The sequence below is a fragment of the Erwinia phyllosphaerae genome, from assembly GCF_019132875.1.
Lineage (GTDB): Bacteria > Pseudomonadota > Gammaproteobacteria > Enterobacterales > Enterobacteriaceae > Erwinia > Erwinia phyllosphaerae.
Window position 1 is genome coordinate 63,896 of the sequence record NZ_JAHSPF010000013.1, and the last position, 14,332, is coordinate 78,227.

Here is a 14,332-nt window from a genome sequence, read left to right on the forward strand (position 1 = left end):
TCAGATACCGTCGCCAAACTCAAAGCCCGGCACCATACCGTTGAAATGCTGATCCATTTCCATTGAGGGTTTATCGCTGCTGGGTTTACCAACGATGCGCGCCGGCACGCCCGCAGCGGTAGTGTGCGGCGGGACGGGCTGCAGCACCACGGAACCCGCGCCAATTTTCGCGCCGCGCCCTACTTCGATATTGCCCAGGACCTTTGCGCCCGCGCCGATCATTACGCCTTCACGAATTTTAGGATGGCGATCGCCGCTGGTTTTCCCTGTACCGCCCAGCGTTACCGACTGCAAAATAGAGACGTCATCTTCAATAACCGCCGTTTCGCCCACCACGATGCCCGTAGCATGGTCAAGCATAATGCCGCGGCCAATTGTCGCTGCCGGATGAATATCGACGGCAAAAGAAACAGAGACCTCGTTTTGCAGATAAACGGCCAGCGCGCGGCGGCCTTCCTTCCATAGCCAGTGCCCGATACGGTAAGCCTGTAAGGCGTGAAAACCTTTCAGGTAGAGCAGCGGCGTGGAATATTTATCAATGGCCGGATCGCGCTGGCGCACGGCCTGGATATCACAGGCGGCGGACTGGATCATGCTCGCATCCTGCTTGTAGGCTTCCTGAACAATTTCGCGGATGGCGATGGCAGGCATAATGGGATTCGCCAGCTTGTTGGCCAGCATATAGCTCAGCGCGCTGCCCAGATCGTCATGCTTCAATAGCGTGGCATGATAAAAACTGGCCAGCATCGGTTCGCACTCCGCCAGCGCACGCGCTTCCTCTTTGATATAATCCCAGACCAGTTCAGGATCTACACACGGCATTACTTTACTCCCCATCAAATAAAAGAATGCTACAGCGCGGCGCTTCCCTGTCTCAGCTGGTGCTGTTTTCGTCTTTCCTTGCGCGCCCGAGCAGGCTTAATGCTGCCTCCCGCGCGTTTTTTTGGCAATACAATACCTGATAAATTTGCTCGGTTATCGGCATCTCTACGCCGCAGCGCGCGGCCAGCGCCCTGACTTCTTTGGTATTTCGGAATCCTTCCACTACCTGACCAATGGTCTTTTGCGCGGTTTCTACATCGACGCCCTGCCCCAGCATCATGCCAAAGCGACGGTTGCGCGACTGGTTATCGGTACAGGTCAGCACCAGATCGCCCAGGCCTGCCATTCCCATAAAGGTAGTGGGGTCGGCTCCCAGCGCCACGCCCAGACGCGTCATTTCCGTCAGTCCACGGGTGATGAGCGCCGTTCTGGCATTCGCGCCAAAACCAATCCCGTCTGAAATACCGGCACCGATAGCAATAACGTTTTTTACCGCGCCGCCAAGCTGCACGCCGATAAAGTCGGAGTTGCTATAAACGCGGAAGCTTTTGCCGCAGTGCAGCAGCTGCTGAATATCATCGGCAAATTCGGCATCCGTTGCAGCCAGGGCAATCGCCGTCGGCATGCCCGCCGCCAGCTCTTTAGCAAACGTCGGTCCGGAAATAGTCGCCAGTGGCAATTTGTCGCCCAGAATCTCGCGAGCCACGTCCTGCAACAGCCTTCCCGTTTCTTTTTCCAGGCCTTTTGTTGCCCAGACAATCCGGGAATCCGCACGCAGATGCGGTTTAATCTGCTGTAAAACGTCGCCGAATACGTGGCTGGGAACCACGACCAGCAGATCGCGGCTGGCGGCAATGGCCTTAGCCAGCGAGCTTTCAAGGCTCAGTGAATCAGGAAAGGGGACATCGGGCAGGAAAGCCGCATTGCAGCGGTCAGCCTGGAGCTGCGCCAGATGCTGTGGGTTATGGCCCCACATCACCACGTCGTGACCGTTTCGGGCCAGCGTGATAGCTAAAGCGGTGCCGTACGAGCCGGCACCGATAACGCTCATTGAAGCAGGCATCAGGCATCCTGTTGCGGTGCGGCGCCTTCGCTTGACTGCTGGAGGTAGTTCATAAACAGCGCGTCAAAGTTTACTGGCGCCAGGTTAAGCTGCGGGAAAGTACCACGGGAAACCAGGCTGGTAATGCATTCGCGTGCATAAGGGAACAGAATGTTCGGGCAGTATGCGCCCAGGCAATGCGCCATCTGGTTGCCGTCGATACCGGCCACGGAGAAGATGCCCGCCTGCTGCACTTCACACAGGAACGCGGTTTCTTCACCAACGGTCGCGGTCACGGTTACGCGCAGGACGACTTCATACACATCGTCTGCCAGCTGAGAGGATGCCGTATCCAGATCCAGCTTCACTTCTGGTTCCCACTCTTTCTGGAAAACCTGGGGTGCGTTTGGCGCTTCAAAAGAGACATCTTTCGTGTAGATACGCTGGATCTGGAAAGACATCTCGGTATTGTTTTGTTCTGACATGTTACGTAATCCTATGGGTTAATAATCCGTTATTGCGCCACTTGCCCGTTTTATTTTAACAGCGGGTCGAGGCCCTGGCGGCCATCAAGGGCGTAAAGGTCGTCACAGCCGCCAACGTGCTGTGCATCAATAAAAATTTGCGGAACGGTGGTACGGCCGCTGCGTTTGATCATCTCTTCGCGCTTCTCAGCATCGCCGTCGATAGCGATTTCCTGATAGTTCACCCCTTTTTGACTCAGCAGCGCTTTCGCCCGATGGCAAAAAGGACAGGTTGCTTTGGTGTAGATCTCAACGTTCGCCATACCTTACCTCCAGAGATTATTTGCCGCGCACCAGCGGAAGGTTTTCACCGCTCCAGCCTGATACACCATCTTTTAAAATGAAAACCTGTTCAAAGCCGGCTGCGGTTAGCTGGGCAGCAGGTTCTGCGGCAGAAACGCCGTTAGCGCACACCACGATAACCGGCTGCGCCTTATATTTTTCCAGTTCGCTAAAGCTCCCTTTTTTGATATCGGCAGCCAGCACGTTAATCGCGTTAGAAATATGGCCTTTACGGAAGTCATCGCGCCCACGCACGTCGACCACTACGGCTTCTTCTTTATTGATCAAACGGGTCGCCTCGCCGCGGCTAATCGTTTTTACTTTGGAGAACATGCCTTTAACGGTGGTCACGATCACTAAAACCAGCAGGACGACCCATGCCAGACTGAGAATGGTATGGTTGCCTGCGAACTGCATAATATCTTGCATGAGGGGTAACAACTCCCGAAAGGGTTAATAAGCGAAAACAAGGCTTCTGAGTATACCTGCCAGGCGTTTCATGTACAGCCGTGATGCGGTCAGAGTTGCGTTTTCTGCGGCAGATTTCCCAAAAAAATTGCGTCAGGACAAAATAGTCTGCTCAGGCCAGGATTGCGTTAATCTCAAGCGCTGTTTTCTTATACAGGCCACCAGCAGTATTTTGTTTTCTCTTAGGACTTTTCTTTGTCTTCACTCCTCTTTTTGACACTGATAGAAACGCAAAAGCCGCTATGGACGCTGGTAAGCCGCTGTTCATCGTGGAATAATCCTCCTCCTATGAGGGAAAAAGCGACAGTTTCATATTTCCGAACCCCCGCTAACGGATTAGCCCCGGCCACTCCGTCACGATTGGGCATGTTCACCCTGTCTGCCAGCCTGTTTTGCGCTGGTCTTTTACTGCTGCCTGCGGTAAGCCACGCGGACGATAACAAGTCTGCGCTGTCCAGCCTGCAACAGGATATTGCGGCCAAGGAAAAAAGCGTTCAGCAGCAGAAGCAGCAGCGCGGTAAGCTGCTCGACCAGCTGCAGAGCCAGGAAAAAATCATTGCTCAGGCCAGCCGTCAGCTGCGGGAAACCCAGCAGGCCCTCACCTCGTTAAACGGTGAGATTGCGGCGCTTACCGCCTCCATCAGCAAGCTACAAATCCAGCAGGCGAAGCAGGAAAAAATCCTTGCTGAACAGCTCGATGCCGCCTTCCGCCAGGGTCAGCACAACGGCCTACAGCTTATTCTCAGCAGCGAAGAGAGCCAGCGCAGCGAGCGTATTCTGGCCTATTTTGGCTATCTTAATACCGCCCGTCAGCACTCCATAGACGAGCTGAAAAAGACCCGCAGCGATCTCTCCTCGCAAAAGGCTTCGCTGGTGGATAAGCAGGCCAGGCAAAAAGCCATGCTTACCCAGCAACAGGCGCAGCAGCAAAAGCTGGAAAGCGCTCGCGTTGCCCGTAAACAAACGCTGACCACGCTGGAATCCTCGCTCGAGAAAGACCAGGCGCAGCTGCAGGAGATGCGTGAGAACGAAAGCCGCCTGCGCGATAAAATCGCCAAAGCAGAGCGGGAAGCGCGTGCCAGAGCAGAAAAAGAAGCCAGAGATGCCGAGCGCGTACGTCAACGCGAAGCGCAGGCGAAGAGTAAAGGCACTACCTATAAACCCACCGAAGGCGAACGCTCGCTAATGGCCCGTACCGGCGGTCTTGGACGACCGGCTGGCCAGCTGCTGTGGCCCGTTCACGGTTCGATTGAGCACCGTTTCGGCGAACAGCTGCAGGGCGAGCTGCGCTGGAAAGGGCTGGTGATTAACGCACCGGAAGGTCGCGAAGTAAAAGCCGTCGCCGATGGCCGAGTCCTGATGGCGGACTGGCTACAGGGCTATGGCCTGGTAGTGGTAATCGAACACGGTAAAGGCGATATGAGCCTGTACGGTTATAACCAGAGCGCGCTGGTCAGCGTGGGCGCTCAGGTTAAAGCGGGCCAGCCTGTGGCGCTGGTCGGTACCAGCGGCGGCCGGGGCACACCGTCGCTTTACTTTGAAATCCGCCGCCAGGGACAGGCCGTTAATCCACTTCCGTGGTTGGGAAAATAACTTTTGTCATCTTTTCATAAAATCAGCGCGGCGCTGACGGGCTTGCTGATAGCCTGTTCAGCACACGCGGGCAAGCTCGCTATCGTTATTGACGATTTTGGCTACCGTCCGGCTCAGGAAAACCAGGTGCTACAGATGTCGCCGCAGATCTCCGTTGCGGTATTGCCAGACGCGACCCACGCGCGGGAAATGGCCACAAAAGCGCATCAGGACGGCCATGAAGTGCTGATCCACCTGCCGATGGCGCCGCTGAGCAAACAACCGCTGGAAAAAAATACGCTGCGTCCGGATATGTCCAGCGCAGAGGTTGAACGGATTATTCGGGAAGCCGTGGCAAAAGTGCCCTATGCCGTTGGTTTGAATAACCACATGGGCAGCGCGATGACCTCCAGCCTGCCGGGCATGCAGAAAGTCATGCAGGTCCTGAATCACTATAATTTTTACTTTCTCGACAGTATGACCATTGCCGGTAGCCAGTCGACTCGCGCAGCAGTCGGCACCAGCGTTAAAGTCATCAAGCGGCGCGTTTTCCTGGACGATACGCAAAACGAAGCTGATATCCGCAAACAGTTCCAGCGCGCGGTCCAGCTGGCTCAGCGTGACGGTTCAGCTATCGCTATCGGCCATCCTCACCCTACTACGGTGAAGGTGCTGCAACAGATGCTGCCGACGCTGCCCGCCGATATCACTCTGGTCAGACCGAGCCAGCTGTTGAACGAGCCGCAGCACGAAGGCCATCAACCGCTGCCGTCAGTAACCAAACCGACGCCGCCGCGTAATCCGTTTAAAGGCGTAAAAACCTGTCCGGGCAAGCCTGAGTTTGTTCCTGCGAGCCGGGCAATAAACGCCATAACGGAAAGCATTGCCGACAGCGCTGGCGTACGCTATATCCACACCTATTTCTCTGGCCTGAAAATTGAGCTGGGGAAAGACTAATTTCGCCTCTTACAGCGGCGGTCACAAGGATCTGCAGGCAGCATGACGCAGCGTAAAAAAATCCTGTTGCTGGATACCGGCAACGAATGGGGTGGCGGCACCAACAGCATGCTTGAGCTGCTGAAGCGCATCGATCGCGATCGCTTCGCCGTTCACTGCTGTTTTTATCATAACTATCGTCGCGGCAGCGGCGATTCCATTGAGCAGGTGCTGGCAGCGCTGTCGATTCCGATCGTGTTCATTCCCCAGCGCCGCCAGCCTGGCTGGGCAAAAATAGTCAAAGAACTGCTGCGCTCGCTGGTTTTTTTCCATCGCGGCCTGCGGTTAAAGGCGGCCCGGTTTGTCGACAAGCTCTGGCGCATTCAGCCAAACGCCCGCAAAATTCGCCAGCTGCTTGCACAGCAGCAGAGCGACATGCTGTATATGAACAACCAGCCGGGCAGTAATGCAGAAGGCTATCTGGCCGCCAGCGGGCTTGCCGTCAGCGTGGTCCAGCACTGCCGTATCGAACCCGTGCTGGATAAGGAACTGGTGGCAATGGTCAACCAGCGTGCCGATGCCGTCATCGCCGTTTCCAACGGAGTGCGTGATGTTTTGCTGAAGCACGGCGTTAAAGCAGAAAAGTGCTTTACCGTGTTCAACGCTATCGATATCTATCAGCCTTTACCTGAGCGTGCTGCGATGCGCAAAGAACTGCTGAACATTCAGGACGACACCTTCGTTTTTGGCAGCATCGGCTCGCTGATTGCCCGCAAATCTAATCACCATACCTTGCAGGCGCTGGCAACATTCGCCGCTGCTTTTCCGCAGGCGAACTGGCGAATGGTCATTCTGGGCGAAGGCCAGCAGCGAGAGGCGCTGGAACGACAGGCCAGACAGGCAGGTATTGCAGAACGCGTGATTTTTACCGGCTTTCGCAGCAATGCCCTGGAATATCTGGCTACTTTTGATGTCTTTATTCTGGCATCGAAGAGCGAAGGTCTGCCCCGCGTCGTGCTGGAAGCCATGCTGCTAAATACGGCAGTGGTGGGTTCGAAAGTGACCGGAACGGCAGAGCTAATCGAACACAATAAAACCGGTCTGCTGTTTGACTATGGTGATACTCAGGCTCTGGCTGGCCACATGCAAACGCTGTGGCAGGATGCGCAAAAACGTCAGCAGCTGGTGCAGCAGGCAAATCAGCACGTGAAAGAACACTATGCTATCGAGCACTATGTCTCTGGTGTAGAAACTATTTTAGAAAATGCGGCTTATGGAAACTCATCGCATGTTTGAATTTTTAAATCCTCGGTTCCGCCACGTTCGCGCACGCCACAATATTGCTTACCAGCAGGACGTGCAGGGAAAAATCCCCGTGACCTCCGTGGTCATCCCCTGCACCGGCGCGGATTTTGTAGAAGAAGCTAAGCTGAGCGCGCTGTTCGCTTCCCGTTTTGCGCCAGCGGCGCAAGAGATTGTTATCGTTACCGACCAGCCAGCTGCACAGTTTGGCGAACTACCTGAGAAAACGCGCGTCGTTACGCTGGACGTCCCTTTTCGGGAAGAAAACTACCGTTATAAGCAGATCTACCGCAGCCGGTTGATTAAGCTTCAGGCTCCTTTACAGGCGCGAACGGAAGGGATTTTGATGATCGATTCCGATTTGAATCTGCTTAAGATGCCGGAAATCAACATGCTGGACGGCCACATTTATTCCAGTTTCCGTCAGGGCAAAATGATTGCCAAACTGATGAACGCACCAGAACAAAATCGGCCCGCCTATTACCGTCACAGCGTTCGCCCGTTTATTGTCGATCACGTTAACGGCGCTTTTCTGGCCGCAACGCGGCAGACCTGGAAACGTATTTGCCCACTGTGGCTGACCCTGTTTCAGGATACCTGGGAACTGATGGACGATTCACAGCCACCGACCGATCAGCTCCCGCTGGCCGCGCTGTTAGATATGCTGGATCTCAAAACAGTTAATCTGGGCGACTGGATGAACTGGCCGGTCTCTAAAAAAATCGGCGGAACGACGGCGGCGATCCCTAAAGAAGTGGTCGGCGCACACGGCGGTTTTCCGCTGGATGAATGGCAGAAATATCTACAGTCGCCCGACGCGCTGCTGACGTTCAAAGGGCAGGATTATACTCGTAAGGTGCGCTATCTGACCGATGCGGAAAAGCTGAAGTAGCCTTCTCGCCGCCGGAATTTACCTTCTCTTACGGAGTCATCCGGCTGTCTGAGGCGGGATGAGATGTTATGATGTCAGGCATTAGCGCGTGAACGTTTCGTTTCACCCACATTCTTTAAAGGTTAAAACTCATGATTATCGTCACTGGCGGCGCGGGATTTATCGGTAGCAACATTATCAAAGCGCTGAATGACAAAGGCCACACCGATATTCTGGTGGTCGACAATCTGAAAGACGGCACCAAATTCGCCAACCTGGCGGATCTGAATATTGCCGATTATATGGATAAAGAAGATTTCCTGATCGCCATTCTTGCCGATGAAGATTTTGGCGAGGTGGAAGCGGTATTCCACGAAGGTGCCTGCTCGTCCACCACCGAGTGGGACGGCAAGTACATGATGGATAATAACTATCAGTACTCTAAAGAGCTGCTGCACTACTGTCTGGAACGTCAAATCCCGTTCCTGTACGCCTCTTCGGCGGCCACTTACGGCGGTCGCAACGAAAACTTTATTGAAGAACGCCAGTATGAGCAGCCGCTGAACGTCTACGGCTATTCAAAAATGCTGTTCGACCACTATGTGCGCGAGATCCTGCCAGAAGCGCAGTCGCAGATCTGCGGCTTCCGCTATTTCAACGTTTATGGCCCGCGTGAAGGCCATAAAGGCAGCATGGCAAGCGTCGCTTTCCACTTGAATACCCAGCTGAACAACGGCGAAAATCCAAAGCTGTTTGAAGGCAGCGACAACTTTAAGCGCGACTTCATCTACGTGGAAGACGTGGCCGCCGTCAATCTGTGGTTCTGGGAAAACAACGTTTCCGGCATTTTCAACTGCGGCACCGGTCGCGCGGAATCTTTCCAGGAAGTGGCCGACGCCGCGCTGAATTTCCACCAGAAAGGCGAAATTGAATATATTCCTTTCCCGGAAAAGCTGAAAGGACGCTATCAGGCTTATACCCTGGCCGATCAGACGAAGCTGCGCGCAGCGGGTTACGACAAGCCATTTAAAACCGTGGCGGAAGGCGTGGCGGAGTATATGGCCTGGCTGAACCGCAACTAACGGGACATCCGGCAATGAAAATTCTGGTGATCGGGCCTTCCTGGGTCGGCGATATGATGATGTCGCAAAGTCTTTATCGCACGCTGAAACATACCTGGCCTGAAGCCACAATCGACGTCATGGCACCCGCGTGGTGCCGTCCTCTGCTGTCGCGAATGCCTGAAGTCAACGAGGCGCTGGCGATGCCGCTGGGCCACGGCGCGCTGGAAATTGGCGAGCGTCGACGGCTGGGTAAAGCGCTGCGCGGCAAAGGTTACGACCGCGCTTACATTCTGCCCAACTCCTTTAAATCCGCGCTGGTGCCCTTTTTCGCCAATATCAAAACGCGTACCGGCTGGCGCGGCGAGATGCGCTACGGCTTGCTGAACGACGTCAGAGTGCTGGATAAAGCGGCCTTCCCTTTGATGGTTGAACGCTACGTGGCGCTGGCTTATGACAAAGGCCGGATTGCCAAAGCCAGCGACCTGCCGCAGCCGCTGCTGTGGCCAAAACTGATGGTCAGCGAGCAGGAAAAACAGGAAACGGCGGCCGCTTTTGGGCTGACCGCAGAAAGACCCGCCATCGGCTTTTGTCCCGGCGCAGAGTTTGGTCCAGCCAAGCGCTGGCCGCACTATCACTACGCGGAACTGGCGCAGAAGCTGATCGATAAAGGCTACCAGATCGCGCTGTTTGGCTCGGCTAAAGACAAAGAAACCGGCGAGCAGATCCTGCAAAGCCTGCAGGAAAACTCCCGGCAATACTGCCGTAATCTGGCAGGTGAAACCCAGCTGGAACAGGCTGTCTGTCTGCTGGCGCACTGTCGTGCCGTGATCAGCAACGATTCTGGCCTGATGCATATCGCCGCCGCGCTGGACCGCCCTCTGGTAGCGCTTTATGGGCCAAGCAGCCCGGACTTCACGCCACCGCTGTCGCATAAAGCATGCGTAATCAGGCTAATCAGTGGCTATCACAAGGTGCGCAAAGGCGATGCTGAAGAAGGCTATCATCAAAGCCTGATCGATATAAAACCGGAGCGCGTGCTGCAAGAGCTGGCCACGCTGCTGGAAAAAAATCAGGAGAACGCATGCACGTCCTGATTGTAAAAACATCCTCAATGGGCGACGTTCTGCATACGCTGCCTGCTTTAACAGACGCGATGCAGGCTATTCCCGGCATTCGTTTTGACTGGGTAGTGGAAGAAGGTTTTGCGCAGATTCCTGCCTGGCATCCGGCCGTCGATCGCGTGATCCCCGTGGCTATTCGTCGCTGGCGCAAGCACTGGTTTGGCAGCCAGGTGCGTGAAGAGCGTTTTCTCTTCAAGCGCGAAGTACAGTCGCGTCAGTACGACGTAGTGATTGACGCGCAGGGCCTGATTAAAAGCGCCGCGCTGGTCACTCGTATCGCTAAAGGTGTTAAACATGGCCAGGATAGTCGTAGCGCGCGCGAGCCGTTTGCCAGCTGGTGGTACGACCAACGCCATGAAATCAGCAAGCAGCAGCATGCCGTACAGCGAACTCGCGAGCTGTTTGCCAAAAGCCTGGGCTATCCGCTGCCGGAAACTACCGGTGATTACGCGATTGCCAAACATTTTACCGCTGAACGTTTACCAGACGCAGGCCGCTACCTGGTGTTTTTGCATGCCACTACGCGCGACGAAAAACACTGGCCGGAAGCGCAATGGCGTCAGCTTATTGGCCTGTTAAGCGACAGCGGCCTACAGATTAAGCTTCCCTGGGGAGCCGAGCATGAGCATCAGCGCGCGCAGCGCCTGGCGGCCGGCTTCGATTATGTAGAAGTACTGCCGAAGCTCACGCTGGAACAGGTGGCGCAAACCTTAGCGAATGCGGCGGCCGTGGTATCCGTCGATACGGGCTTAAGCCATCTGACGGCGGCACTGGATCGCCCCAATATTACGCTGTATGGCCCAACCGATCCGGGCCTGATTGGCGGCTACGGCAAGAATCAGTTCGTGCTGCGGCCCGCTCAGGGCAACAGCATGGCGGATATCAGTGCCGAAGACGTGATGGCTCAGCTGATACCTCTGCTTAGCCACGCTGGCGAAAGCTCGTGAAAACGCTGCCGTTAAGTATTTTGATTGCCGCGCATAACTGTGGCGATTCGCTGGCCGACACGCTGGAAAGCATTCTCGCCTCGCTCGGCGCAGCGGCTGACCAGGCGGAAATTATCGTAGTTAACGATGCCTCGACGGACGCCACGCAGACCGTTATCGATAGCTACGCAGAACGTTTGCCGCAGCTTCGCAGCAGCCGTACAGAGTATCGTAACGTCGGTAAGGTACGTAATCACGCCGTCCAGCTTGCTCGCGGCGACTATATTCTGATGGTCGACGGCGACGATACGCTGCTGCCGGGCGCGCTGGAGCACAGGCTTGAGACGCTGCGGCAGACATCGCCGGATATTTTACTGAGCAAAATCATTGAGGTGCGGCAGACGCCGTCAACGGTAGAGTGGCAACCTACAGAGCCGGAGACGCTGACGACGCACAGTGCCGTCGAACGTTTTCTGATCCACCGGGATTACCAGGCGCATTTTATCGGCCAGTTTTTCTCGCGCGAGCTGCTGCAACAGCATGCTTTTCCTGATTTTATTTGTTACGAAGATACCTGGCTGTTTCCGCAGCTGCTGATAAAGAGTAAAAAAACGCTTTTTACTTCAGCAGGGTTTTATCTTTACCGCAAACATGCCCAAAGCCTGTCATCTGCCATTGATGAGCATAAAATTGCCTGTCTGATTGCGGCAACGCAGCATATGGATGAAGTGCTGCCAGAACGTTATGAGCATTTGATCACCTGTCACTGGCTGGATATCGCTAATCGTTATCACAACGAACTGCGCGGCACGACGCAGGGAAACCAGGTCAAAGCGCGTATTGCACGCGTCGGCATCGGCAAGTTCTTGCTGAACGGCAAAATCAGGCTGAGTTATAAAAGAAAGATGCTGGCCGTCCGCAAGCGGGGCCTGTAAAGGCTTCTCCCTGACGGAGACGAGCCTTTCAGCCGCTTTGTCAGCGGCATCAGGCAACGACTTTAATCATCTGTTTCAACAGCATCCCGGACAACGATTTCAGCCAGCCGCTTTAGCCGCAGCATACTCCGCCAGCGTCATCCCCTGCGTGCGGCTTTGCAGCCAGATAAAAAGCTGCTCCAGATCGTCATAAAGCCTGTCGATATCCGCGGCGGTTTTAAAGGTTGGGCTACCATCGGGCATAAACTCGCTGGAGTGCAGCATAAACTCTACGTAATCTGCGCCGCCAGCCAGCGTTTTTTGCGCCACGCCAGTCATCTGCTCAACATTGCCGCCCGTAGGACGCAGCCAGTGCACGGAAGGGCTGCGGCGCTTACCGCGCAGGCGGTCGTATCCCTGTTTAACGGCGTTCATCAAACCGGAATGCTTATAATGGATGCTCATGGGCACTTCGAGCAGCGAAGATTTACCGGGACGAGAAATGTCATTCGCATCCAGGTAATAGGCTGAACGCGGAAAGTGCGTATAGTTGCTGCCGCCTTTACCCTGCGGCGCGCCTGGCGAAAACTGCCAGTTAACGCCGGGCGTTACCGAACAGTCAACCTGATAGCCGTGCTCAATCAGTAGCTGAGCATAATATTCGTCAAAGGCCCAGCGACCAGCGCGGTGGCTGAGCATTTTGGTGCTAAAGGTTTTTTCCAGCAGTTCCGTCATGAAGCTGACTTTTTTACGCATTTCTTCATGCGGATACTCAATCAGATAAGGCTGGTGCTGCCAGTCGTTATCCGTAAGCTCATACGCTGGCGGGCTGTTCCAGGCATGGAGATGCATGCCTACCTCACCCTGACCACGGGCAATAACATCACGAGCAAAATCGATATAGATCGGATCGATAGCCATCTCGTAGTTTGTCAGCCAGGTAGGTTTAAAAGTATATTTCTCGCACAGTTCCTGAAAACGAGAGAGATAGCCGGCATTTTTGGTCGTAATATGGCCGGAGCGGTTACGCCAGAGATTGTCACCCTCTGTGTCGATGGTGATAAGAAATGCAGGGGTTTTCATGTTGATGCGGTACTCCGTTTTAAACCTGCCGGTATGTTATCAGCGGCCTCAACAGACGCAAAAGTATTTGCAGAAATACGTCGCTAAAAGGTATTCGCTGTAGCGCTATCTTTCTTATTTTTCTAAGATACACAAATAAGGCGGTTCACCTTACAAAATCACAACATTGCCAGGATGAAATCAACGAGCTTCAATAAAGGAATGCTGTAGAACGTTAAAAAAGATGGTTTATCTTCGTATGATGAACGGCAGGGAAGTCGTCCATATCATAGGCTTTCTCTGCTAAGGGTAAAAAATTGTCCAAGCGCGTATTAATGATCATTGACGGTCTGCCCGGTGGGGGCGCAGAGAAAGTTGTGCTAACGCTTTCCAAAGGATTAATAGAGCGCGGTCACCGGGTGTCGCTTTTTTCGCTTCGCAGCGTTTGTGATTATGCCATTCCTGCCGGTCTGGACTATCAAGTCATCAGGGACCGCTGCTCTTTTCCCTGGCGTAAGCTTACCGAGTTAAGCCGCCGTGCAGCAAAGCTGGACCAGGCCATCATGCAGGCAGAAAAAGAAGGCGGCCCTTTTGACCTGGTCGTTTCTCACCTGCATAAAACCGACCGTATCGTCAGCCGCTGCCAACATCTGGCCAAAGACAAAACCTGGTTCTGCCTGCACGGCGTTTTCTCTGCTTCCTATCTGGCGCACCGTCAGGGTTTTTCCCTGTGGCAGAAAAAGTTAAAAACGCGCCGTATTTATCAGAACCGCAACATCATTGGCGTTTCTCAATACGTAGTGAGCGATCTGAAACGCGCTTTTGCCGTTCAGCCGCAGCACGAGCGGATAATTTTTAATCCTTTTGATTTTGATACTGTTCTTGAGGCTTCACTGCAACCTTGTGACATGGCAGGAAAACCTTATTTAATCCATGTTGGCCGCTTTCATCAGACTAAACGACACGATCGACTGCTTAAAGCCTATGCGCAAACGGGGATCGGCGCGCCGCTGGTCTTGATTGGTCAGGGAAATGAGGAAGCGACCGGACGGATAAAGAAGCTGGCCGTCGAGCTGGGCATTCAGGATCGCGTGATTTTTAAAGGTTTCCTCAGCAATCCTTATCCGTGGATCCGTCACGCAAAAATGCTGGTGGTCAGCTCGGACAGCGAAGGATTTGGTAACGTGTTAGTGGAAGCGTTAATCTGCAAAGTGCCGGTGGTCAGCACGCGCTGCCCTGGTGGGCCAATTTCTATTTTGACCGGCGAACTGGCGCGCGGGCTGGCAGATTTGGATGTGGACTCGCTGGCGCGCACCATGCAGGATATCTGGTCGAATCCGCCTGACGTTTCACGGCTAAATCTTGATGCCTATAGTATTGAAGCGATCTGCCAGCAATATCTCGCGTTAACGAAGGATTAACCTGG

At 54.3% G+C, this 14,332-nt stretch carries 15 protein-coding genes; 9 read left to right on the top strand and 6 right to left on the bottom strand.

The window, feature by feature from the left end:
- Genes cysE through KUE00_RS19200 form a run of 5 tightly spaced genes read right to left on the bottom strand, consistent with a single transcriptional unit; the run spans position 1 to position 3,099 of the window.
- On the bottom strand, positions 1–822 hold the full coding sequence (gene cysE, locus KUE00_RS19180; protein ID WP_246761596.1) for a serine O-acetyltransferase: 822 nt from the start codon (positions 820–822) through the stop codon (positions 1–3).
- Positions 823–874: 52 nt separating this feature from the next.
- Complete coding sequence (gpsA, locus tag KUE00_RS19185; RefSeq protein WP_246761598.1) at positions 875–1,885, bottom strand: NAD(P)H-dependent glycerol-3-phosphate dehydrogenase; 1,011 nt, start codon at positions 1,883–1,885, stop codon at positions 875–877.
- Positions 1,885–2,349 carry a protein-export chaperone SecB gene (gene secB, locus KUE00_RS19190; RefSeq protein WP_246761600.1) on the bottom strand — a complete coding sequence of 155 codons (465 nt, stop codon included), beginning with the start codon at positions 2,347–2,349 and terminating at the stop codon, positions 1,885–1,887. The genes gpsA and secB overlap by 1 nt, the downstream gene beginning before the upstream one ends.
- A gap of 50 nt (positions 2,350–2,399) precedes the next feature.
- Positions 2,400–2,651, bottom strand: coding sequence for a glutaredoxin 3 (gene grxC / locus KUE00_RS19195; RefSeq protein WP_246761601.1), 252 nt, complete (start codon positions 2,649–2,651; stop codon positions 2,400–2,402).
- A gap of 16 nt (positions 2,652–2,667) precedes the next feature.
- The gene (locus tag KUE00_RS19200) at positions 2,668–3,099 is read right to left on the bottom strand and encodes a rhodanese-like domain-containing protein (protein WP_246761602.1); all 432 of its coding nucleotides are present in this window, start codon (positions 3,097–3,099) and stop codon (positions 2,668–2,670) included.
- Between the two features lie 327 nt (positions 3,100–3,426).
- Here KUE00_RS19200 and envC point away from each other — a divergent pair, with 327 nt between their 5' ends.
- The 8 genes from envC (at position 3,427) to KUE00_RS19240 (ending at position 11,865) form a co-directional block, all read left to right on the top strand.
- Positions 3,427–4,731 (top strand): murein hydrolase activator EnvC, encoded by a 1,305-nt coding sequence (gene envC / locus KUE00_RS19205; RefSeq protein ID WP_246761603.1) that lies wholly within the window; start codon positions 3,427–3,429, stop codon positions 4,729–4,731.
- A 3-nt stretch (positions 4,732–4,734) separates the two neighbouring features.
- The gene (locus tag KUE00_RS19210; protein ID WP_246761605.1) at positions 4,735–5,667 is read left to right on the top strand and encodes a divergent polysaccharide deacetylase family protein; all 933 of its coding nucleotides are present in this window, start codon (positions 4,735–4,737) and stop codon (positions 5,665–5,667) included.
- Positions 5,668–5,709: 42 nt separating this feature from the next.
- Positions 5,710–6,942: a glycosyltransferase gene (locus tag KUE00_RS19215; protein ID WP_246761607.1), complete on the top strand. Its 1,233-nt coding sequence runs from the start codon at positions 5,710–5,712 to the stop codon at positions 6,940–6,942.
- Entirely contained in the window at positions 6,935–7,840 is a 906-nt protein-coding gene (locus KUE00_RS19220) for a hypothetical protein (RefSeq protein ID WP_246761609.1), read from the top strand. Before KUE00_RS19215 ends, KUE00_RS19220 begins: the two co-directional genes overlap by 8 nt.
- Before the next feature lie 131 nt (positions 7,841–7,971).
- Positions 7,972–8,901 carry an ADP-glyceromanno-heptose 6-epimerase gene (gene rfaD, locus KUE00_RS19225; protein ID WP_246761611.1) on the top strand — a complete coding sequence of 310 codons (930 nt, stop codon included), beginning with the start codon at positions 7,972–7,974 and terminating at the stop codon, positions 8,899–8,901.
- 14 nt (positions 8,902–8,915) lie between these two features.
- On the top strand, positions 8,916–9,977 hold the full coding sequence (gene rfaF, locus KUE00_RS19230; RefSeq protein ID WP_246761613.1) for an ADP-heptose--LPS heptosyltransferase RfaF: 1,062 nt from the start codon (positions 8,916–8,918) through the stop codon (positions 9,975–9,977).
- A complete protein-coding gene (gene rfaC / locus KUE00_RS19235) occupies positions 9,965–10,951 on the top strand; it encodes a lipopolysaccharide heptosyltransferase RfaC (RefSeq protein ID WP_246761615.1) in 987 nt (328 codons plus the stop codon). Before rfaF ends, rfaC begins: the two co-directional genes overlap by 13 nt.
- On the top strand, positions 10,948–11,865 hold the full coding sequence (locus KUE00_RS19240) for a glycosyltransferase family 2 protein (protein ID WP_246761617.1): 918 nt from the start codon (positions 10,948–10,950) through the stop codon (positions 11,863–11,865). Before rfaC ends, KUE00_RS19240 begins: the two co-directional genes overlap by 4 nt.
- 99 nt (positions 11,866–11,964) lie before the next feature.
- Here KUE00_RS19240 and KUE00_RS19245 read toward each other — a convergent pair whose 3' ends face one another.
- Positions 11,965–12,927, bottom strand: a complete 963-nt coding sequence (locus tag KUE00_RS19245; protein WP_246761620.1) for a polysaccharide deacetylase family protein — start codon at positions 12,925–12,927, stop codon at positions 11,965–11,967.
- Positions 12,928–13,223: 296 nt separating this feature from the next.
- Here KUE00_RS19245 and KUE00_RS19250 point away from each other — a divergent pair, with 296 nt between their 5' ends.
- Entirely contained in the window at positions 13,224–14,327 is a 1,104-nt protein-coding gene (locus tag KUE00_RS19250; RefSeq protein WP_246761622.1) for a glycosyltransferase, read from the top strand.
- The last annotated feature ends 5 nt before the right edge of the window (positions 14,328–14,332 follow it).